The organism is Stenotrophomonas sp. 82F1, assembly GCF_056861525.1.
The window spans coordinates 1-22771 of record NZ_JBSPUD010000008.1 but is presented as its reverse complement, the minus strand read 5'-3'; the positions used below and the strand labels follow the sequence as shown (position 1 = coordinate 22771).

Annotated in this window: 15 protein-coding genes, 1 tRNA gene and 1 pseudogene; 10 read left to right on the top strand and 7 right to left on the bottom strand. The window is 66.0% G+C overall.

What is annotated here, in order from left to right:
• Positions 1-53 precede the first annotated feature (53 nt).
• The 5 genes and pseudogenes from AC13GI_RS10430 to AC13GI_RS10410 form a co-directional block, all read right to left on the bottom strand.
• A complete protein-coding gene (locus AC13GI_RS10430; protein ID WP_482996220.1) occupies positions 54-3755 on the bottom strand; it encodes a TonB-dependent receptor in 3702 nt (1233 codons plus the stop codon).
• Positions 3752-9928 carry a CshA/CshB family fibrillar adhesin-related protein gene (locus AC13GI_RS10425; RefSeq protein ID WP_482996219.1) on the bottom strand — a complete coding sequence of 2059 codons (6177 nt, stop codon included), beginning with the start codon at positions 9926-9928 and terminating at the stop codon, positions 3752-3754. The genes AC13GI_RS10430 and AC13GI_RS10425 overlap by 4 nt, the downstream gene beginning before the upstream one ends.
• 657 nt (positions 9929-10585) lie before the next feature.
• Positions 10586-11050, bottom strand: coding sequence for a GNAT family N-acetyltransferase (locus AC13GI_RS10420; RefSeq protein ID WP_482996218.1), 465 nt, complete (start codon positions 11048-11050; stop codon positions 10586-10588).
• Between the two features lie 116 nt (positions 11051-11166).
• Positions 11167-11788: pseudogene (locus AC13GI_RS10415) on the bottom strand (hypothetical protein).
• 198 nt (positions 11789-11986) lie between these two features.
• Positions 11987-12448 carry a RusA family crossover junction endodeoxyribonuclease gene (locus AC13GI_RS10410; RefSeq protein WP_482996217.1) on the bottom strand — a complete coding sequence of 154 codons (462 nt, stop codon included), beginning with the start codon at positions 12446-12448 and terminating at the stop codon, positions 11987-11989.
• Between the two features lie 126 nt (positions 12449-12574).
• On the opposite strand from AC13GI_RS10410, the gene AC13GI_RS10405 reads away from it, so the two are divergent.
• Positions 12575-13159 (top strand): hypothetical protein, encoded by a 585-nt coding sequence (locus AC13GI_RS10405; protein ID WP_482996216.1) that lies wholly within the window; start codon positions 12575-12577, stop codon positions 13157-13159.
• A gap of 132 nt (positions 13160-13291) precedes the next feature.
• Positions 13292-13876 (top strand): hypothetical protein, encoded by a 585-nt coding sequence (locus AC13GI_RS10400; protein ID WP_482996215.1) that lies wholly within the window; start codon positions 13292-13294, stop codon positions 13874-13876.
• 85 nt (positions 13877-13961) lie between these two features.
• On the opposite strand, the gene AC13GI_RS10395 is transcribed toward AC13GI_RS10400, so the two are convergent.
• On the bottom strand, positions 13962-14459 hold the full coding sequence (locus AC13GI_RS10395; RefSeq protein WP_482996214.1) for a hypothetical protein: 498 nt from the start codon (positions 14457-14459) through the stop codon (positions 13962-13964).
• Between the two features lie 47 nt (positions 14460-14506).
• Between AC13GI_RS10395 and AC13GI_RS10390 the strand changes: the two genes are divergently transcribed.
• Positions 14507-15280 carry a tyrosine-type recombinase/integrase gene (locus AC13GI_RS10390; RefSeq protein ID WP_482996213.1) on the top strand — a complete coding sequence of 258 codons (774 nt, stop codon included), beginning with the start codon at positions 14507-14509 and terminating at the stop codon, positions 15278-15280.
• Positions 15281-15373: 93 nt separating this feature from the next.
• Here AC13GI_RS10390 and AC13GI_RS10385 read toward each other — a convergent pair.
• A tRNA-Arg gene (locus AC13GI_RS10385) sits at positions 15374-15450 on the bottom strand.
• Positions 15451-15635: 185 nt separating this feature from the next.
• On the opposite strand from AC13GI_RS10385, the gene amaB reads away from it, so the two are divergent.
• From amaB to AC13GI_RS10350, 7 genes are all read left to right on the top strand, one after another.
• Positions 15636-17168: an L-piperidine-6-carboxylate dehydrogenase gene (gene amaB, locus AC13GI_RS10380; protein WP_032976092.1), complete on the top strand. Its 1533-nt coding sequence runs from the start codon at positions 15636-15638 to the stop codon at positions 17166-17168.
• Positions 17168-18019: an SDR family NAD(P)-dependent oxidoreductase gene (locus tag AC13GI_RS10375; RefSeq protein WP_482996212.1), complete on the top strand. Its 852-nt coding sequence runs from the start codon at positions 17168-17170 to the stop codon at positions 18017-18019. The genes amaB and AC13GI_RS10375 overlap by 1 nt, the downstream gene beginning before the upstream one ends.
• 159 nt (positions 18020-18178) lie before the next feature.
• Positions 18179-18469, top strand: coding sequence for a DUF4190 domain-containing protein (locus tag AC13GI_RS10370; RefSeq protein ID WP_025874887.1), 291 nt, complete (start codon positions 18179-18181; stop codon positions 18467-18469).
• A gap of 7 nt (positions 18470-18476) precedes the next feature.
• Positions 18477-19247 (top strand): class I SAM-dependent methyltransferase, encoded by a 771-nt coding sequence (locus AC13GI_RS10365; protein ID WP_482996211.1) that lies wholly within the window; start codon positions 18477-18479, stop codon positions 19245-19247.
• 9 nt (positions 19248-19256) lie between these two features.
• On the top strand, positions 19257-20312 hold the full coding sequence (locus AC13GI_RS10360) for a quinone-dependent dihydroorotate dehydrogenase (RefSeq protein ID WP_099818279.1): 1056 nt from the start codon (positions 19257-19259) through the stop codon (positions 20310-20312).
• Positions 20313-20320: 8 nt separating this feature from the next.
• Entirely contained in the window at positions 20321-21385 is a 1065-nt protein-coding gene (murB, locus tag AC13GI_RS10355) for a UDP-N-acetylmuramate dehydrogenase (RefSeq protein ID WP_482996210.1), read from the top strand.
• Between the two features lie 32 nt (positions 21386-21417).
• Positions 21418-22305 (top strand): DMT family transporter, encoded by an 888-nt coding sequence (locus AC13GI_RS10350; RefSeq protein ID WP_265953415.1) that lies wholly within the window; start codon positions 21418-21420, stop codon positions 22303-22305.
• Positions 22306-22771: the final 466 nt, after the last annotated feature.

Sequence of the window (22771 nt, the reverse complement as noted above, 5' to 3'; positions counted from 1 at the left end):
ACTCGCAGCGACCGTCTCCGGCCCGCCAGGCATGGCCTGGCGTGGCCCGGTCCTCAATAACGGCCCACCAGGTTCAGGTACCAGCCGCGGTGGGTGTAGTCGAACTTGGTCAGGTCGTCACTGAAGTCGGTGAAGTTGTAGCCCACGCCGACCCGGAAGTTGCGGCCGACATCACGGTCCACACCCGCCAGCCAACCCTGCCGGCGACCGCCGTCACGCACGTCCAGCAGGCGGTATTCCAGCAGGCCATGCCATTGGTAGTACAGGTCATAGCGCAGCTGCGCGGCGCCGAAGTTCGTCGCTGAATCGAACCACGGGCCGGTGCCGCGGCCATAGCGCACCTCGCCTTCGCGGCGGGCCAGCTTGGCCGCCACTTCCCAGCGCTGGTCGATGCGGTACACGCCTTCCAGCGACAGCACCTGGGTGCGCTGATCGTAGTCCACGCCGTTGACCTGGCCCATCGTCGACAGGTCGTACAGATAACTGTAGCGGCCGAACAGTGCCCAGCGGTCATTGTCCCAGGGACGGTAGGCGAAGCCGAGATTGCCTTCGATGAAGCGCGCACCGGCCACCGGGTTGATCGCATCGTCGGTATCGGCGTAGTTGAACCGCGCGGCGATCCGCCAGCTGTCATTGAGACGATGGCTGAGACGGTTGGTGCTGACCCACTGCGTGCGCCGCTCCGCACCGGTGTCGCGACGCCACTCCAGCTTGCTCTGCCACTCGGTACCCGGCGACGTACGGCCGCCGGACAGGCTGACGGCCTTGCGGTCGACCTGGCCACTGCTCGCATCCAGCTTGCCATCGCTGAGGGTGAAGCCCGCGTTCCAGCCCACTGCCGGATAGAAATCCATGCCGAAGGTGTTCGCCAGGCCCGATTCCTGGCCGGATTTCAGGAACTGGCTCTCATTGAACACGTTGACCTGGTCGGACAGGCGCCAGCGCTGGCCCAGCGTCCAGCCATCCTGCGCGTTCGGACTGAACAGCGGGTCGTACTCACTGCGGTCGGTGGACTGGGTGAACGCACCATAGAAGCTGTGCTGCGGGGTCAGCTTGTACTCGGCATTGACCTGCGCGGCACTGCCACGATCACCATCACTGACCTCGGCACCGATCGTGGACAGGTTGGCGAAGGTGTAGGTACCCCCGGCGACCACCGCATCATTGTCGGCGTAACGGCCATGATCGTCATCGACGGTCAACTGGCCACCGCCGTAGAGGTCCAGCGCGGTGCCGATGCGATGGGTGTAGCGCGCGGCCGCCAGCACACCGGCATTGCTGCCGATACTGCGGTCCTCCTGCACCCGGCGCAGCTCGGCCGACACGCGGTCGTTGTCACCGATCCGCCATTCGGCAGTGGCCTGTGCCTGGATCAACGATTCATTGCCGCGCCGTGCTTCGCTGTAACGCGCGTACAGGCTGAAATCGTCGGTCACGTAGCCCAGCAGCTCGGCGCCCTGCTCACGCACGCGCTGGCCGGTGTCGAAGCGGCCCACCGAGTAACCACCGTCGACCTGCCGCCACCAGGCACCGGCACTCCAGTCGCGCTGGGTCCAACCCAGCTCGCGCAGGTTCACCCGGGCCTCCACCGCGGTCGCCTCGCCTTCGCGCGGCCCTTCGGGGTTGAGCCGGGTGAAGCTCAGGCCACCGTTGTCGGAGAAGAACACCGGCGCACTGGTCGCCTCGCTGCGGCTGTGTTCGACCTTCAGGTAGGTGCCACGCCCAGCCTGCAGGGTCAGGTCCGCACCGCGCAGCGAATAGTCCTGCCCGGCGCGCTGTTCGTCCACATAGGTGGCGCCCACCGCCACGTGATCACCGAACCAGTGCTTGCCACGTACGCCGGCGGTGATGTCGTCATTGTCGAAGCCGGTCGGTACCCATTCGTAATCGACGATCAGGCGCTGCTCGTAGCCGTCCAGCGGCACGTCGCGGCTGATCCGGCGCAGGTTCTCGCGGCTGACCTGGGCCAGCGGCCGGGTCAGCAGGATGCGGCCCTGCAGCGCGTCGATCTCGTAGTCGGCACCGCGCACCAGCGACACCCGCTGCTCGACACGGCCGGTGGTGCGGTCACGGATCTCCAGTACCACCTGGTCCGAGCCGCGCAGGATGCTGGCGTGGCGCAGGTAGTACAGGCTGCCGCCGGTGCCGATGAACTCGCTGTGGCCCGGCGCGGTCTCGGCCTGCGAGCCGAACAGGCGCAGTTCGGTCTGCGCATCGCCCCAGGCATTGGCGCCGCGCGAACGCCACGACAGCGCCGCACCGTACAGCGAACGCACGTACTGGGCGTATTCGGTACCGCTCAGGCCGGTGTTGTAGTTGCCCCACAGTGCCTGGTTCTTGTCCCAGTCCATGCGCAGGTAGAAGCGGCCCATGCTGTCGACGTCACGCTGGGTCAGCGAATCGTCGCCATAGGTGGGGTAATACAGGTCCGGGTCCAGGCTGCGGAACAGGTCCTGCGGATCGGCGGTGGTGAAGCCGGTGAACAGTTCGTCCAACGGCCGGTTCTGCGTATCGGCCTGTGCAGTCAGCAGATAGCGGCCGCGCGTCTTGGCCTTCAGATAGAACGCCAGGCGCCCGTCACTGAGCACGTCGTCATCGCGCTCGCCACGGGCAACATCGCGGCCCGCACCACTGGCCTTGTTCTGGTACACCGTGACATCGGCCAGGCCGACACCGAACAGATAGCGGCCGCTGACATCCACCTCCAGCGTACGCGCGATCGCCGGGGCGTCGGGTCGCTCGACCCGCACATCGAACGCGTGATGACCGATCGGCATCAGGTATTCGGCGGCGAATTTGCGGTCCTGGTCCAGCGGATAGCTTTCGCCGTTGATCTTCAGTGCCGCGCCAAGCGGCAGGTCACGACCCCGCAGGCGCACGCGCGACCCGTACACCGGGATGTTCTGCTGACGCAGGCCGTTGCTGTCGAACACCTGCTCCAGCAGCGACAACGAAGCGGCCTGGTTGGCATCCACGGAAGTACCGCGGCGATCTTCCAGGGCGTCACGCAGCTGCTGGTTGCCACGCTCCACTTCGGCCAGCGTCACCAGCTGCATGGACTGCGCCGAGGTCTCATCGACATTGCCTTCGGCATCGTACGCGCGCAGCACATAGACCAGGCGATCGCCACGACGCAGCGGCGTGGACGCCGGCAGCGTACCGTCCCAACTGCCCTGCCCGACCGCAGCCACGGGCAGTTCAAAGGTCGCCAGGGGCGCGACCCGGTCGCTGTCGCTGCCGCGGTAGATGCTCACTTCCAGGCGTTTGATGAACGCGGTGTAGTTGCCTCGCACGAAGAATTCGACCGGCCGCACGATGCGGCCCTGGTCGAACGCCACCAGGCCCGGCGCCGAGATCGACAGCTCGGGCTGGCCCATCGCAGGGTCTTCGGTGGCCCAGATCGCGCCGCCTTCCGGCAGGCGGATCATGAACTCACCGCGCACGGTCGCCTTGCCCGGCTCGTCCAGCGCGACGCTGACGCGGCGGTCCGGCTGCAGTATCTGCGACGACGAACGCGTCGACGTACCTTCGGTCACCGGCTCATCGAAGCTGCGCGAACGCAGGGTGAACAGCAGGTCGCCGTCGGCGCTGCACTGGTTGCTCTCGCAGTGGATCGGCGCGGCGTCGCTGGACGCGGCGTTGGCCGGCGGTGGCGCCGCCTGCGCGGTTGCTGCCAGGCCCAACAGCAGCGCCTGGTACAACGCAGCGCGGTGCAGGCGGGCGGGACGCCGGACGACAGAGTGATGGGCGCTCATCGGCGGGCCTCCTGTTGGCGGGCCGCCGCGCGGGTGGCGGCGGTCTCCTCGTTGCGCACGCGCAGACGCTGCTGCACGGCGGGGCTGAGCTGCACGCGCAGCGCTTCGAACACGGCATTGGCACGGCGCAGGCCCAACGCCTGGTTGTAGACATGGCTGCCACGTACATCGGTATGGCCGACCAGGCTGACCTGGCCGCCTCCCATCTGCTCCAGGCGCGCGGCGATCGCAGCCAGCAGCGGCTTGAATTCCTCGCGGATCACCGCCTTGTCGGTGTCGAACAGCACGTTGCCGAGCAACGCGCCACCGGCATCAACGCCAGCAACCAGCGAGTGCGGATCGCGCACATCGGTACGCAACTGCACCGTCAGGCCAGCGCGCGAACCCTCAGCCACTTCGGCCTGCAGCGCATCACGCACGGCCACCGCACGGGCGAAGGCCAATGCCTGGCTTTCGCCGTTGGCGGCAATCACCACGTCACCGCCCTGGTAACGGTCAACCACCTCGGCCATCTTCGCCAGCACCGGGCGATAGCTGGCGCGCAGTTCGCTGCTGCCCGGGGCGAACAACACCTCCCCCAATGCCAGCTCGGCGCGCTCGGCGGCCGCCTGCGGCGACGGCGGCAGGCGCACGCCGAAGCTGAAGCGGGTCGGCACGCCCTGGGTGACCCGACGCAGCAACGGATTTTCGGTGGTCAGCTCGGAACCACCCGGTACCGTGGCCGGATCCAGCTTGACGATGAAGTTGCGGCCCAGCCGTGCATCACCGCCGTGCACATCGGCCAGGTGGTAACGACCGAACGGATCGGTTTCGATCAGCAGGCCCTCCACCGTGGCCAGGCGCACGCCGGGAATGCCCTGTTCCTGGATACCGTGGTTGCGGATCACGTAGGCCACTTCATAGCCCTCGGCCACCCGCGCGATCTCACGATGCACGACCGGCTCGGCCGCGGTCAGGCCCTTCGCCGCCTCGCCACTGCGCTGCACGGTTGCAACGCCCTGCGCATCCAGCTGCAGGCGATGGCCCTGTGCGCTTTCCAGCACGAAATCATCGGTGAAGGCCAGTTCGCGCAGGCGCTGGCGGATCACCACCTGGTGGCTCTCGACCGTGTCCGAGGTGGACGCAAGCCCATGCACCACGCCCACCTGCACGCCATGCAGCAACGGCGCGCTGGCATCGGCCAACGGCTGCGGGCCATCGCCACGATCCAGCGTGGTCGAACCCGGCACGTAGGCAGCCGGTGCGAAACCACCCTGCACGCGCACGCCCGTCAGTTCGGCACTGTCCTGCCAGCCGTCGCCATCGCGATCATCGAACACGGTGCCGAATACCAGGCTGTCTTCCAGCAGCGGATCGGCATCCATGCGCACTTCAGCGGTCGCCACGTTCGACAGCGGGGCGCCGTCGTCGGCAGTGGCCACGGCCTGGTTGATGTGGTTGCCGGCGCGCACGCCCGCACCCACACGCAACAGGTAGGTGATGGTGGCACTGCGGCCCACGGCAATGTCGACCGCGCCGATGCGCAGCGGGGTCTGGCTGCCGCCCAGCGAGAACGCGCCGTCGTCGTCGGCCACGCGCATCGAGCCATCCACATAGCTGAAGCCCGGCGGCGGTGTATCGACCACCACGCCGTCGCGCCAATGACTGCTGCCGACGTTCTCGACCACCAGCTGGTAGCGCACCAGGTCGCCGACCTTCACCAGGCGCGGGTTGGCGGTCTTGGTGATGCGCAGCGCGAAGTCCGAGATCACCTTGTGCCGCGTTTCGCAGGTGGTGCACTCCGGCGGCGGCGAGCCATCCGGGTACTGGCCGCGCAGGCGGTTGAGCACTTCCGTGCGTGCTTCCTGGTTGACGATGGCCTGGTAGACGAATTCATGCTGTCCCACCGGCGTACCGGTCGGCAGCGTGCAGACGATGTCGGTGCCCTGCTGCACGCAGCCTGCCGGCAGCGTGTCCACGCTCAGGCCAGCATCGGGCGTATCCAGCAGCTGCAGCGGCTGCCGCAGCGACGCGCGCTCGACCGTGGCCCGCAGGGTGTAGCGCAGCCGGTCACCCGGGCGCACTTCACTGCCACTGGCGGGGCCGGACAGCTTTTCCAGCACCACGCGCGGCTCGGCCAGCACGTGCTCGGTACTGCAGGTACCCGTGCAGCTCGGGGTGTCGCCGCCACGGCCCAGCACCGCGTTGCGGACGCTGCCACTGGCCTGCGCATTGACCTGCGCGCGGTAGCCCAGCGTGTAGGTACCGGGTGCGGTACCTGCCGGCAGCGTGCATACCAGCGGATTGCTGGCGTTGCAGGTGAAGGCGCCCGGCTGGGTCACCGCCTGCAGGTCCAGGCCTGTGCCCAGGGTATCGGTGAGGGTGAGCACATCGGTGGTCTGCGAGTTGGCGACCACCACTTCGACGCTGTAGTCCACCGCATCCCCCATGTTGACCGGCGATGCGGTGCTGGAGGACTTGCGGTAGGTGACCGTCGCCGCCAGCACCGGGGTGGTGGTGGTGCAATCGGTGGTGCAGGTATTGGTACCGGTGCCGCTGCCAAGCACGGCGTTGCTGACGCTGCCCTTGGCCTGTGCATTCACCGTCGCGGTGTAGTTGACCGTGTAGGTCCCCGGTGCGGTGGCGGCCGGCAACGTGCACACCAACGGATTGGCGGCGTTGCAGGTGAAGCCCGTGGTGGCGGTGACCGAACCGAAGTCCAGGCCCTGCCCCATGGTGTCGGTCAGGCTGAACACAGCAGTGGTGCGCGAGCGGCTGACCACCGCGGTCAGGGTGTAGGCGATGCTGTCGCCCACCTTGACCGGGCCGGCGGCGGCCGAGGTCTTGCGGTAGTCGATCTGGCTGCCTGCCACCGGCGTGGTGGTATCGCAGTTGACCGTGCAGTTCGGGTTGTCACCGCCGCTGCCCAGCACCGCATTGGTCACCTGGCCGGTGGCCTGGGCGTTGACCACTGCGGTGTACGACAGGCTGTAGCTGCCCGGTGCGGTAGCGGCCGGCAGCGTGCACACCAGCGGGTTGGCCGCATTGCAGGTGTAGGCACCAGCGCTGGTCACGCTGCCGAAATCCAGGCCGCTGCCCAGCGTATCGGTCAACGTCACCACGTCGGTGGTGCGCGAGTTGGTCACCACCGTGGTCAAGGTGTAGGTCAGGCTGTCACCCACCGACACGGGGCCGGCGCTGTTCACCGACTTGGCGTAGCTCACGCCCGGCGTCGCCACCGGCGTAGTGGTATCGCAGTTGGTCGTGCACGAAGGCGTGTCGGTGCCGGTGCCGAGCACGGCATTGCGTACCGTGCCACTGGCCTGCGCATTCACGGTGGCGGTGTAGCTCAGGCTGTAGGTGCCCGGCACCGTCCCGGCGGGCAGCGTGCACACCAGCGGGTTGGCCGCATTGCAGGTAAAGATGCCGGCGCTGGTCACGCTGCTGAAATCCAGGCCGCTGCCCAGCGTATCGGTGAGGGTGACCACATCGGTGGTGCGCGAACGGGCAACGGTCACGCTGAGCGTATAGCCGATGCTGTCGCCCACCCGCACCGGTCCACCGGTGGACGCCTGCTTGGCGTAGCTCACCTGCGGGCTGGCCAGTGGCGTGGTGGTATCACAGCTGCCGACACACGACGGATTGTCGGGACCGCTCGGCACAACGGCATTGCGCACCTGGCCAACAGCTTGTGCATTGACGATGCCGGTATACGAGAACGCGTAGGTTCCTGGCACGGTGCCGGCTGGCAGCGTGCACACCAGCGGATTGCCGGGCACGCAGCTGAAGCCGCCGGCATTGGTCAAGCTGCCGAAGTCCAGGCCGGTGCCCAGGGTGTCGGTCAGCGTGGTCACAGCGGTGGTGCGCGCATCGGCCACGACCACGCTCACCGTGTAGGCAACGCTGTCGCCCACCGCGACCGGGCCGGCCGTACCGCTGGCCTTGGATACCGAGATGCGCGGCGCCGCCACCGGCGTCGTGGTGGTGCAGTTGCTGCTGCAGGTGGGAGTGTCGGTGCCGGTACCCACCACCGTATTGACCACCTGGCCACTGGCCTGTGCGTTGACGGTGGCCGCGTAGGTCAGGCTGTAGGTGCCCGGTACGGTGCCCGCTGGCAGCGTGCACACCAACGGATTGGCAGCATTGCAGGTGAAGGCGCCGGCATTGGTCACGCTGGCGAAGTCCAGGCCGGTGCCAAGGGTATCGGTCAGGGTCAGCACGTCGCGGCTGTTGCCGTCGGCAATGGTGACATCGACCGTGTAGCTCACCGTCGCTCCGACCGTCACCGGTCCGGTGGTGTTGGAGCGTTTCGCATAGCTCACCCGGGTGACCGGCACGGTCACATCGCTGCGGGTGCAGTGGTTGGCGTCGGTGCACGCCTCGCCCGGTGCAGGCGGATTGCCACCATTGAACGGATCGTAGCCGCCACCAACGCTGGCGTGGTTGCGCAGCAGGCCGCTTGCCGATGGGGACACGATCACCGGCAGGGTGAAGCTGCTGCTGTCACCCGCGGTGCCGGCTGCCGACAGCACCTGGCTGCTGGTGCAGGTCACCGCCTGGCCGCTCGCCGTACAGCTCCAGCTGCCGCTGCTGAGGGTTCCGGTCCAGTTCGGCACGATACCCGCCGGCAACTGGTCGCGCACGGTGATCACACCCGCCGGCACGTTCGGCGGATTGCCGGTCGGCACGCTGGTGGTGTTGCTGATCGTCAGCGTGTACTGGGTACCGGTCTGGCCGTAGTTCCAGATGCCGCCGGTGGCATTGTTGCCCTTCACCACCTTCAGCGCGGGTGCGGTGATGGTGATCAGATGGTCTTCCACTTCACCGTCATCGGCCACGCCGGTCGGTTGCTGGATCTGCGCCGCATTGGTCGCATAGCGCAGGCGCACGTAACTGGTACCGGCGCTTACCTGCGCGGGGACGGTCCAGCTCAGATTGGCCCCGCCGCCACTACAGGCAGCGATGTTGCTGCGCTCGCCCGGGTCGAAGGTGCCGTTGCGGTTGAAGTCGATCCAGCCGGCCACGCTGCCGTTGCCCACGCACGCCACCGGTTGGCTGATCTGGGTACCGGCCTGCATCACCGTCAGCACGTAGCTCGCCGGCCAGGCGTTCTCTTCGTTGGGATTGCCCGCGGGGAAGTTGTCGTCACCCTTCGCATCGGCGCTGTAGCTGCTCTTCTGCTCGGTATCCGGGCCCACGGTGCCGAGGAAGTCGGTCAGCGGCGGTGCCAGGCCGCCCGGTGTATAGCCGGCGGTGTTGATGTTGGTGGGGGTGGCATTGACCGGCAGGCCATCCGGGCGGAACTGCAGATCGTCCACCACGTGCATGGCGTCGCCATAGCTCTGCGGCGCATCGCCGAAGTCGGCGTAGGGCACCAGCAGGCCGATGGCGATGGCGGTGGTGCCGCCGCCGCGCATCGAGAAGCCCATGTTTACCGCGAGGTTGCCCGGCGCATGCGCGGCATTGTCGAAATTGAGAAAGGTGACCGCAGCGGTGTTGTTGTCGTTGCCGGGCCCGAAGCGGATCACGCTGTTGCCGCCGCTGCTGGACTTGGTCACGTTGTAGGCACCTGCGCCGAGGTTCTTGCGCATCTCCACCACGTTCCAGGTGCCCAGTGCACTGGCTTCGACGAACTCGCCGCTGTTGTTGATCGACTCGGCGTCGGCCATCACCACGCCGCGCAGACGATAGGGCGCGCCGCCCAGCGTCGAGACGCAGTTGATTTCGAAAGAGGATGTGCCGGTGCTGCGCGAGATGCCCGCGATCAGCTGGTTGGTACCGCCAGCGCCCCCGACGTTGTACAGGTCATCCAGGCTGTCGCCGCTGAAGTTGCCGGGACGGTAGCTCTGCAGGATGCCACCACCGCTGATGTTGGCCAGGCTGCAGCTGACGTTGAGGTCGATGCCGGAGGCAACGGGCATGGAGATCGACGAGGTATCGCCATTGTTCAGCGTCACCCCATGCGTGCCCAGCGCCGAGCCGCCGCCCCAGGTCAGCCACAGCACCGTGTTGCGGTAGGGGCTGGTGCCGCCGGTCGCGTAGGCCGCAGCCCAGGCCGACGATGGCAGCAGCACCGAGAGCAGCAACAGCAGGCCAGCGGCCAGCCATCGTCCGGCCCGGCCGGGGTGTGCACTTTTTTCAGGATGAACGGATTCACCGCCCGCGCTGATGCGCGACGTCGTCGACTGCCACATGTTGGTTTTTTCCCCGTCATCGGCCCCGCAGGGAGCCGCTGTTCAGTGGGTTGCCGGGGATGGTTCTCCCGGACCCGGAGACGCGTACGAATGCGTGTCTGCCGGCTCCGTGGCGACTACAACCATCCCTGGACCCTGTTGGTCAGGTGCGCAAAACTGTGACGAGGATAACACAATGCAAACATTTGTGTGATGTACGTCACATTTAATTTTGCAGAATCTGGCGCCGGCCCCACGAGCACAGTTGTAGCAACCGGCCTCCGGGGGCTCGTGCACGGATCCGGCAGCCGGACCGCCCTTTCCGGCAATTCGTCACGCATTTTCGGAGCCGGGGCGAGGCGACCGGCGCGGGCGCACACGAAAAAACCGCCGGGCCATGGGCTATCGGCGGCATTGAAGTGGAAGAGGAATCGCGCCGCGCCTGGCGGCGGCCGTGCTGCTACCAGGGGATGAAAAGCAGGATCAGCACGATCACCAGCAGTACTGCGGCAACGGTCAGCAGCACGTTGCGCTGGCGCCAGGAAGGCTTGGGGGTGCCGGGGGTATTCATGGGGGCGCTCCTAGGCAACCGAGGGGGACAGCCCCAGACTGCCGAGTCCGCTTGCAGCAGCGCGTGCACAGGTTGTGCAGCGGGAGTGTAGAGGCCTCTTCCCCGGCTCAGGCCGTACCGCAGGCCATGAACAGCAGTTCCGGCGTGGATGCGTCCTCGATGTCCACGAAGCCAAGGTCGCGGTACAGCGCAACGGCGGTCGGATTGTCCCGATAGACCTTCAATGTCAGTTGCACTGCATCGGTGTGGCGAACGGCTTCGGCGCACAGTGCGGTCATCAGTATCCGGCCCAGGCCACGGCCACGTGCCTGTGGCGACACGATGATGCGCCCGAGGTGCGTGCTGCCGGGTGTTGTCTGCCAATACTGGCCGAAGCCCAGGCAGGTGCCGTCGCCATCCAGCAGTGCCCACCCCGGGCGCGCAGGCAACGCCAACGCAGCGGCGAAGGCATCGGCAGGCAAGGGAAACGGCACGCCGGGGCCGGCCCAGCGCAGGGTCGCCACAGGCGAGTCGAGCCAGCCGGCGATGACCGCGAAATGCGAAGGCTGGACGGGCTGCAGGACGTGATCCATGGCGCCGGCGTTTTGCGGGCGCGGGTCGATGCGCCCGATGTGGATGGTGACCCCGGCCCGATTCGAACGGGCGACCTTCCCAAAGGCGGACGGGACCGGCTTGCGTCCATTTTAGCTCACACGCCCCGACGCATCTGCTGCAGCCCTGCCTTCACCCGCGCCTTCTGCGGATCCCTCGCCCTGGGCTTGGTCGCTGCCGGTGGCTTGCGCGGCTCCAGCGCCTCCTTGACGCTCCAGCTCCGTCGTCCCGGCCTCGGCCAAGCGCCGGGCCTGCTGCAGCTGCTCAGGTGTCGGCGGCAGGCCGGGCATCGGCGGCGGCAGCTCGGTGGGCGTACGGTCCACCAGCCTGGCTACCGCCTCCCGTAGGGGATGCTGCCGCTCCATGGATGCCAGAGCCCGATCTACCCAGCGCAGGTCGTCCGGGATGCCGATATCGACAGCGATCTCTGGGAGATCCTGGGGGTGGCAGGCATCGTTCGAGGCCCGGATGGGATCTGCCGCCCAAAGGGGCACCATGGGTAGGCCCTTGACCCCGGCGCCAGCGGCCATCAGGCGGCGTCGGTCGGTACCGTCGCGGCCAACCAGATCCTGGATAGCCCGCTCCCGTGTCAGCGGGGCGTGGTCGCGAACCTTGTCCAAGACATGCACGCTCCTGTCGGCGCGGCTCAACGCAAACCGATTCACTTGGGCGTGGCCCCAGCATCGCAGTTCTTCGGTCAGCGGATCAGTGTTGCGCATCGCGCATGCCCTCCAGTACGGCGTCATCGAATCGGAAAACCGGCAGTTTGCTGTCGGTATCGCAAGTGCCGCCCCGATCGGGCCAGCCCTTGCAGTGGAAACCTGCGGCGCCGCCAGCCCGGAATTGGCAGACCGAGCAACGGCCGGGCTTCTGCACGTAGGATCGTTAGCGCTTCTGCATGCGCAGCTCGGCCCCGGTCATGCGGCGAGCCCCTCCAGGAGTGAAGGTGCCGCTGCGAGATACTCGATGGTGGCCTCCAACCGCGCTCCCTTCTCGTCCGGCTCCATGCGCTCCAGCAGCGTCAGTCGGATCTGCTTGTCGTCCACCCAGTCGATACCGTTTAAGGCGTCGGACAGCACCTTTTCGCAGTTCCCGAGGTCGATGCACTCCACAGTGTCGTACCAGGTATGCGGATCCTTCCGCGCGCGCTTCGCCCAGTCTTGTGGCCGATGCGGGAACAGCTTGATGTGCAGTACCACCCGGCCGGTAGCCGGCACCCTGATGCCCGCGGCCTTGGCCAGGTGACCGACCGCTGCCTTGTGCGCCTTCTCATCCTCGGTCACGTAGGTTATCGCCAGCGGCTTCAGCTTCCTCGGGATCACGCGAACGGCCCAGTAGCGGTTCGCACTGATTGGGTACGGCAGGGTGATGTGGATCATCGTACGGCCTTCGTGGGATAGGGCTCAGGCTTGGTAATTGGCTTGGCGTTATTGGTGCGTATCAGGCATTCTCCCCATCGCCTTCGCGTACCAACCGCTTCACAAGTTGTTGAACAGGGGAACATTTTGAGTACCGCCCACAAGATCAGCTGGCCAATCGCACTGACGTTTGCTGTATGTATCTCGTTCGGAATTCTGATCGGATTCACTCTTCTGGCGATCATCGGCCCCATCAATATCGGCGACTCCATGCCTGCTTGGGTACAAGCTATTGGATCCATTGGCGCTTTGTTGCTCGCGATATATGTCCCTGTGCGAATCCGCTGCGCGGACAGATTCGATCGCTATCGCGAAGCAGTGGAGTGGGTCGAAGAACTGGCTCGGATCAGTGAAAATAACTTCCGGAAACCAATCGAGCTCGGCTTGCCGAGCGGCCCGCCGCACCCCCAGCTTGCGATAGTCAACAGATCGCTCCAATTCCGATCTGAAAACGGAAACCTTCCAGTCTCTATACAGCAGCCCGTAGCGAGTGCAGCGGAGAGCGGACGTAGCCTGCAGGATCTGTGGGAGAAAGCCTACAGATCGGATTGCTCGGAGTATGCACCGGCTATCAATATCCTCTGCGCACACATTCAGTCGACGCGACACTTCGCGCTTTTTCAACTGGAGCGCATCAGACGTAAGCACAGGGTTGCACTCTTTCTCTACTGAAAGTACTGACATAGCAGGCGACGCATGCGATGCCCCTGATTCCGTCGAGACTGGCCAGCTGGACGTTGGTCTTGTTGCCAGGGGAGCGTCCGCGCCTCATGCTTTCGGCTCCGCCCTGGAATGGAATCCAACATGACCGACCCTCTCTACTGTCCGTGGGTAATCGGATATCCCTGTTTGAAGCCGGAAGTGTGGGCAGCCGCTTGGCAAGCCATTCTTGCGGGCCTGGCTATCTGGTCGGCAGGCCGAATCGCGAGCTCTTCCGCTCGTATGGAGCTTTCCAGAAAGGTGGACGTTTACGTGCATCTGATTGAGATGGCGACAGAGTTGGCTGCAGGTGCTATCGATAAGTCGACAAATGCTGATAGACCGTCGAAGACTTACAGAGATGTCAACTTGGAAGAACTCAAACAGGTGACCAGTTCTCTCCGAGCTATCTCCCTTCACGACGCACCTGACTACAGACTTCTTCCGTTGATACTTCAGACGGCAAAAATCTGCGAAAAGCTTGAGAAGAACATCCAAATCGTAAAGGAGTCCGACTCGAACGACGCTGCTGCACGTCTCCATAGCGCGTCGCTCCAGATCAGCGGAGTGAGCGTCCAGTTCATTTCCATCCAAGCAAAGGTAATCAGCGCTGAGTACAAAACGTCGATTTTTCCTAGGCTCAGTGCGAGCGCGCTGCGGAGACGGATCGGCATGAAGAAAAACAGCTAAGCGCTTTCGGCGGGCATAACTTGGCATCACGATTCACCTCGGTGTTTCTGAATGATCAGTTCAACGCCCTCTCGGCGCTCCGCTGTCAGTCCCCGAAGACTCCACGGCGCAGCCAGCCTATCCAGGCGCCTTCACCGGAACCCCCGTCCCACAGCTCATTCCACCGCCCCTCGTCCATGTCAGCAATGTTCAGCGACTCGGCCTCTGTTCGAGTGAGCGTGCCAATACCCGGTAGATCGTATTCGACGGCCTCGCACCCGATGCCTGACTCTTCCTGCAACTTCTTCAAGGCATCGTGCTGCGACAGTCCCGTGAACAACTCGACGTTGTCAGCAAGCCAGCCGGCAAGGACATGGGCCTTGCGATAGAACATCGGGTTGCGGTCCTGGCGCAGCGTAGCGCGCAGCAGCCGACCTGTGCCGAACTTGCGCTCTGGCAGGGAACGTTGGTCCACCGGGTGCGCAGGCACCAACGCACCGATCATCTCGCCGGTATCGGGGTCGACCAGCTTGCGCACCTCGCGGTTAACGTCCCGGGTGCGGAGCTTCTTCTTGGCCTTTTCCAGAGCGGTGCCAGTGCTCACGCGTCATCTCCTGCGGCCATGACGCGGCGGCTGCGCGGGCAGCGGCCGTGCGAAGGAACGTCGAGGTCATCCTCACTAATGCCAGCAGTGGCCACGCCGTTGCCCGCTTCGGCCATCGACCGATCGACACCCTGCGGCCGATGGAAATGGAGTCCTACAAGACGGACCGCCTGACCAAGGACAAGGTGGCCCCGGAAACCGTAGGCAAGGAAGTGCGCAGGCTGCAGGCGGCGCTCCGTCGCGGAGTGAAATGGAAGGAGCTGGACTTCAACCCACTGGAGGAAACCCAGGCACCGCGCGGGGTTCGTAGCGTGGCGGTGCGGTTCTACGACCGGGCGGCGATGCGCAAGCTGTATCGTGCCAACCCTGCCCGGGCAGCGCTGTGGCTGTTCATGGCTCACACCGGGATCCGGCGCGGCGAGTTGATGCACCTGAGCCATGAGAATGTAGTGGCCGGGCGTCTACTGGTCGAAAGCGACCCCGACGAGGATGGCGACGGACGGACCAAATCCGGCAAGTGGCGGGAGGTCCCTCTGAACAAACATGCCGCTGCTGCACTTGCTGAGCTGCCCGATCCACTGGTGAGCGTCCATAAGGACACGGTGAGCGACTGGTTCTCAACCGATGCCAAGGCGGCAGGAATCGGCGGGAGCCTTCACCGTCTGAGACACACGTTCTGCGCCCACATGGTCATGGCCGGGGTTCCGCTTCGCCGGGTGCAGATCCTGGCGGGGCATGCGGATTACGCCACCACGGAGAAGTACTACGCGCATCTGACCCCTGAGGGCGATGACGGTGCGCTGGCGAAGCTAACCTATTGATTCGCCGTTGTGACCACTGTGACCAAGGCATTGAGAATTGCCGAGGAATACAGAAAATCGGCGACACAGTAATAAGCGTAAGTGACTGATTTATGGTGACCCCGGCCCGATTCGAACGGGCGACCTTCCCCTTAGGAGGGGGACGCTCTATCCAGCTGAGCTACGGGGCCATGCAGTCGTCAAGTTTACAGGCAAGCCGCCCTGCCCTCCAAGCATTCATCTGCCACGCCACTGCCACTGGCGCGGCGCACCATGGCAGTTCGGGTCGCTCTGTTACCATCGGCGGCTAAGTTCGTCGCGCCCCCATCTGCCCGCGACGACACCAAACACAACGTAACGAAACACAGGAGTCTGCATGTCTTCCGAGCTGCTCAAGTCCCTTGGTCTGGACGCGATCAACGCTGGCACCTACCTGGGCAACGGGGAGTGGTCGAGCGCTACCGGCGGTGAACTGATCACCCCGATCAACCCGACCACCGGCGAGCCGATCGCGCAGGTCCGCGCCACCACCGAAGCCGAGTACGAAACCGTCATCGCGCGTGCCCAGGAAGCCTTCAAGGTCTGGCGCACCACCCCGGCCCCGCGTCGCGGTGAAGCCGTGCGCCTGTGCGGCGAAGCACTGCGCAAGCACAAGGACGCCCTCGGTTCGCTGGTCGCGCTGGAAATGGGCAAGAGCAAGCCGGAAGGCGATGGCGAAGTGCAGGAGATGATCGACATCGCCGACTTCGCCGTGGGTCAGAGCCGCATGCTGTACGGCTACACCATGCATTCCGAGCGCCCCGGCCACCGCATGTACGAGCAGTACCAGCCGCTCGGCCTGGTCGGCATCATCAGCGCGTTCAACTTCCCGGTGGCGGTGTGGGCATGGAACTCGTTCCTGGCCACGATCTGCGGCGATATCTGCCTGTGGAAGCCGTCCAACAAGACCCCGCTGACCGCCATCGCCTCCATGCGCATCTGCAATGAAGCGCTGCGCGATGCCGGTTTCCCGGACCTGTTCTTCCTGATCAACGACGCCGGCACCGCGCTGTCGGAAAAGATGGTGGCCGACAAGCGCGTGCCGCTGATCAGCTTCACCGGTTCGACCCAGGTCGGCCGCACGGTCGCCGAGAAGGTCGCGCACCGCCTCGGCCGTTGCCTGCTGGAACTGGGCGGCAACAACGCGATCATCCTCGACGAAACCGCCGATCTGAAGCTGGCGATCCCCGGCATCGTGTTCGGTGCGGTCGGCACCGCCGGCCAGCGCTGCACCACCACCCGTCGCCTGATCGTCCACGAATCCATCCATGACGACGTGCTGGCCACGCTGGTTAAGGCGTACAAGCAGGTGGAAGGCAAGATCGGTGATCCGACCGACCCGGCCAACCTGATGGGCCCGCTCAACAGCGACGGCGCCGTGCAGCAGTTCCTGGCCTCGATCGAAAAGGCCAAGGCCAGCGGCGGCACCATCGAAACCGGCGGCACGCGCATCGACCGCCCCGGCAACTTCGTGCTGCCGGCCATCGTCACCGGGCTGAAGAACAGCGATGAAGTGGTGCAGCACGAGACCTTCGCGCCGATCCTGTACGTGATGAAGTACAGCACGCTGGACGAAGCCATCGACATGCAGAACGGCGTGCCGCAGGGCCTGTCGTCCTCGATCTTCACCACCAACCTGAAGACCGCCGAGCGCTTCCTGTCGGCGGCCGGTTCGGACTGCGGCATCGCCAACGTCAACATCGGTACCTCGGGCGCGGAAATCGGTGGCGCCTTCGGTGGTGAGAAGGACACGGGCGGTGGTCGCGAATCCGGTTCGGATGCATGGAAGGTCTACATGCGCCGCCAGACCAATACCATCAACTATTCGGATTCGCTGCCGCTGGCACAGGGCATCAAGTTCGACCTGTGATGGCAAACGGTCCGGCCATGCACCTGGGTCAGAGCCCCTCCGGGGATCCGACCCATGCCGTGCCGACCACTCAGGGTCGGATCCCCGCAGGGGCTCCGACCCTCGATTTCAGCGGCCGCCGGGTGTTGATCGCCGGTGGCAGCAAGGGCATCGGTCGCGAACTGGCGCTGGCATTTGCCGGCGCCGGTGCGCAGGTTTCGGTCTGCGCGCGTGGCCAGGCCGGGCTCGATGCCCTGCAGGCCGATGCGCAGGCACAGGGCACGCAGCTGCACACCTTCGCCGCCGATCTGGGTGACCCTGCCCTGATCAGCGCCTGGCTGCAGGCCGCTGCCGACACGCTCGGCGGCATCGATGTGCTGGTCAACAACGCCACCGGCTACGGCATGGCCGATGACGAAGACGGCTGGGCCGCCAGCCTGCAGATCGACCTGATGGCCGCCGTGCGCGCATCGCGCCTTGCGTTGCCGTGGCTGCGCGCCTCGTCGGACGCCTGCATCCTCAATCTTTCCTCGATCGCCGCGCAGCAGCCGCGTCCCGGCGGTGCACCGTATGCGGCGGCCAAGGCCGCGCTCTCGCACTACACCACCTCGCAGGCGCTGGCTCTGGCCCCGGAACGGATCCGGGTCAACGCCATTGCTCCGGGTTCGATCGAATTCGCCGATGGTCTCTGGGATCGACGTCGTGTCGAAGATCCCGCCCTGTACCACGGCACCCTGGCGAAGATTCCGTTCGGCCGCTTCGGCCAACCGCGCGAGATCGCCGATGCCGCGCTGTTCCTGTGTTCGCCGCTGGCACGCTGGATCACCGGCCACGTGCTCAACGTCGATGGCGGCCAGGTGTTGATGGGCTGAATCTGTAGAGCCGAGCCCACGCTCGGCTTGCGCGCGCAGCGCGGGCGATGCCGTACCAGCCGAAGCGTCAGCCGAGCATGGGCTCGGCTCTACAGGGCACTGCCCATGGGATTGCCAGGGCAGAGGCACTATCATGTAGGCACCGCCACGGAGGACTCGATGAGCGTGCCACCCCGACAGAGCAACGCCCTGGCCGTGGTCAGCCTGATCGCGGGCATCTGCAGCTGGACCGTGCTGCCGGGTGTCGCCGCCCTCGTCGCCATCATCACCGGGCACCTGGCCCGCGCCGAAATCCGCCGCCGCGCTGGCGAACAGGACGGCGATGGCATGGCCCTGGCTGGGTTGATCATGGGCTGGCTCAACATCCTCGCTGCGGTGGGCCTGGTGGCCATCCTGATCTTCGCGATGGTGGCCGCCGGCGCCGACGCCAAACCTGGACTGCGCTGGTGAAAGCACGATGACCTCCCCGGACAGCACTGAACGCTTCAGCAGCCGCGTCGCGGACTACGTCCGCTACCGCCCCGACTATCCGGCCGCGCTGATGGACTGGCTGCATGGCCCGATGGCCGTGGCAACCGACGCGCTGGTCGCCGACATCGGCGCAGGCACCGGCATCTCCAGCCGGCAGTTCCTGTCCGCCGGCCATCCACTGGTCGCCGTCGAACCCAATGCGGCCATGCGCGCCGCCGCCGAGCAATGGCTGGCGCCGCAGTATCCGCACTTCTCCGCCGTCGATGGCCGCGCCGAGGCCACCGGTCTGGCCGATGCCAGCGTTGACCTGGCCAGTGCCGCGCAGGCCTTCCACTGGTTCGACACCGTGGCCGTGCGCGCCGAATGGCAGCGCATCCTGCGCCCAGGCGGCCTGGCACTGATCTACTGGAACTCGCGCCTGCTCGATGCCAGCCCGTTCCTGGTCGGCTACGAACAACTGCTGCTGGACTACGGCACCGACTACACCGCGGTGGCCGAACGCTACCAGGACGACGCCACCATGCAGGCCTGGTTCGGCCCCGGCCTGCGCGGCATGGTGCAGCTGCCGAACGTGCAGCACCTGGACCTGGACGCCCTGCGTGGGCGCCTGCTGTCTTCTTCCTACGCGCCGCAGCCCGGCCATCCGCGCCACGCGCCGATGCTGGCTGCGCTGCAGAACCTGTTCGCCGCCCACGCGGTCGACGGCCAGGTCGCTTTTGAATATCGAACCCGAGCCTTCCTCGGCACGCTGGACTGAAACCTACGCATGTATTCGCTTGCCCGCCCCTTCCTGTTCTCGCTCGATGCCGAACGCGCCCACGGTCTGGGCCTGTCCGCCTTGGACATGGCCTATCGCACCGGCACCACGCCGCTGGTGGCCGCACGCATCGCGCCGATGCCCAGCACGGTGTTCGGGCTGACGTTCCCCAATCCGGTCGGCCTTGCCGCTGGCCTGGACAAGAATGGCGAGCACATCGATGCACTGTTCGCGCTGGGCTTCGGCTTCGTGGAGATCGGCACGATCACGCCGCGACCGCAGGCCGGCAACCCGAAGCCGCGCCTGTTCCGGCTGCCGGCGCACAATGCGATCATCAACCGCATGGGCTTCAACAACGCGGGCGTGGATGCGCTGGTGCGCAACGTAGAACGCGCGCGCAACCGGCGCGGCCTGCTCGGCATCAACATCGGCAAGAACAAGGACACCCCCAACGAACAGGCCGCCGATGATTACATCGCCTGCATGGACAAGGTGTACCCGCTGGCCGATTACATCACCGTCAACATCTCCTCGCCCAACACCGCTGGCCTGCGCGAGCTGCAGGAAGAGACCGCGCTGCGGCAGCTGGTCAGCCAGCTGCGTGATCGCCAGGAAGCGCTGGCCGCGCAGCATGGCCGGCGTGTGCCGATGCTGGTGAAGGTGGCGCCGGACCTCAGCGAGCGCGATATCGATGCCGCCGCGCGCGTGCTGGGCGAACTGCAGGTGGACGGCGTGATCGCCACCAACACCACCATCGACCACAGCCGGGTTGCCGGCGATCCGCTGGCCAATGAAGCCGGCGGCCTTTCCGGTGCCCCGGTGCTTGAGCAGTCCACCCTGGTGCTGCGCCGCCTACGCGCGCGCCTGCCCGAATCGGTGCCGCTGGTTGGTGTCGGCGGCATCCTGTCCGGTGCCGACGCTGTGGCCAAGATGGCCGCCGGTGCAGCGCTGGTGCAGTGCTACAGCGGCCTGATCTTCAAGGGCCCGGCGCTGGTCGCCGATTGTGTGGAGGCGATCCGCCGCCGACGCGAGGCGCCCAGCCGCGGCGCGGTGGCACCGCTGTGAGTACCCCCATGGATGACACCAACAACACTGCAGCCCCGCTGCGCTGGACCCTCACCCGCAACGCACCCCTGCAGGCACTGAACACCTTCCACGTGCAGGCCAGCGCCGCGCAGTTGCTGGAACTGCACGATGCCGCGCTGCTGCCGGAGGTCCTGGCCCTGCCGGACGTGGCCGATGGCCCGTTGCTGGTGCTCGGCAGCGGCAGCAACGTGCTGATCGCCGACGACCTGCCCGGCACCGTGCTGGTGTTCGGCAACCGTGAAATCACCTTCCTTGAACATCGCGCCGACCACGCCGTGATCCGCGCTGGAGCCGGCGTGTCCTGGCACGGGCTGGTGATGTGGTCGCTGCAGGAAGGCCTGTCCGGGCTGGAAAACCTGGCGCTGATTCCCGGCACGGCCGGTGCATCGCCGATCCAGAACATCGGCGCCTATGGTGCCCAGGTCGGCGAATTCATCCAGACCGTGGAGGCCTGGGACTGCCAGGAAAAGACCTGGGTACGGCTGGACAATGAACAATGCGGCTTCGCCTACCGCGACAGCGTGTTCAAGCAGCAGCCGGACCGCTACCTGATCACCGCCATTGAACTGAAGCTGCCTCTGCTGCATGACCTGCGCATGGGCTACGCCGGCATCCGCGAAGAACTGCAGGCACAGGGCGTGGAACTGCCCAGCGCTGTGGACGTCGCCAATGCGGTGATCGCGATCCGTCGCCGCAAGTTGCCCGACCCGGATGTGCTGGGCAATGCAGGCAGCTTCTTCAAGAACCCGGTGCTGCCGCTGGAACAGGTGGAAGTCCTGCTGCAGCACTTCCCCGAGCTGCCGGTGTTCCCGGCAGACCGGGACGACCGTCGCAAGGTCTCGGCCGCCTGGATGATCGAATCCTGCGGCTGGAAGGGCTTCCGCGAGGGTGATGCCGGCGTTGCGCCCAGCCACGCGCTGGTACTGGTCAACCACGGCAACGCCACCGGCACTGAACTGCTGGCGCTGGCACGTCGGATCTCCGCCTCGGTGCTGGAGAAGTTCGGCGTGCCGATCGAACCGGAGCCCCGCCTGCTCGGCGCACAGTGGTGAGCACGCCCGCCCTACCCGTCAGCGCCACCCCGTTGCGGGCGGCGCTGCTGATGCTCGGCAGTACGATGGCCTTCGGCCTGATGGCGGTGGCGATCCGCTATGCCACCCGCTACGTGCCGACCCAGGAAGTAGCGTTCTTCCGCAATGCCTTCGGCCTGCTCGCGCTGCTGCCGATGCTGCTGCGCCCGGGCCACGCGCCGTTGAAGACCCAGCAGCTGCCGCGCTATTTCGTGCGCAGCGCGATCGGCCTGGGGTCGATGCTGTGCGCGTTCTGGGCGCTGGGCCACCTGCCACTGGCACAGGCCGTTTCGCTGTCGTACTCCACGCCGTTGTTCGTCACCATCGCTGCGGTGCTGTGGCTGGGCGAAAAGGTCCGCGTACGGCGCTGGGCGGCGGTGGTGGTGGGCTTCATCGGCGTGCTGGTGATCGTGCGGCCAGGCACTGCCGGTTTCACGTCCGGCAGCCTGATCGCCGTGGCTGCCGCCGTGCTCAGCTCACTGGTGGCGATCCAGATCAAGCAGCTCACCCGCATCGACAGCGCCGATACGGTGGTGCTCTACACCTACGTGTTCTGGGTGCCGCTGTCACTGATTCCGGCATTGTTCGTCTGGGTCTGGCCCGCCGGCATCGCCTGGGTCTGGCTGCTGGCCACCGGCGTGCTGGGCACCATCGGCCAGTTGCTGTGGACGCGTGCATTGCGTCTGGGCGAGGTTTCGGCGCTGACCCCGATCAGCTTCCTGCAGCTGCCGCTGGTGACCTTGTGCGGTTGGCTGCTGTTCGCCGAGACGGTTGATCGCTGGACGATCGTTGGCGCCGGCATCATCCTCGCCGCCAACGCCTATATCGCCCATCGCGAGGCAGTGCTGTCACGGCGAGCAGCGAGCGTGGCCGCGAGCGCGGCCGCCAAGCCGGCAGAGTAAGGGCTCTGGCCGGGCTGCGCCCGGCCCCCGCAGAGGCCGGAGCCAAGGCAACAGCCGAAGCAACGTCAACAGCGGCGTTCCGTGGGATGGCGGGGTGGTGTCGGATTGCGGGGACGCCGTAAATACGTCCCTGTAGGCTTGGCAGCCGCATCCATGCGGCTGACACCCGGCAATCCGACGCCACCCCACCTCTGACAGTTTCCAGGTGTCTGGTAGATCCACGCCATGCGTGGATGCTCTTCAATCAATTGTCGAAATGTTCGATTTCGATGGAGATTCATCCACGCATGGCGTGGATCTACGTGTCGACCAAGGTCGACACCCACCAAGAGCAAGTCATGCCATCCCAACAGATTGCGGAGATCTGTCGAAGGCGGGGTGGGTCCGGTTGCGGGGGTGTCCGCGGCATGAATGCCGCGGCCAAGCCTACAGGGACGTATTTACGGCGTCCCCCGCAACCGGACCC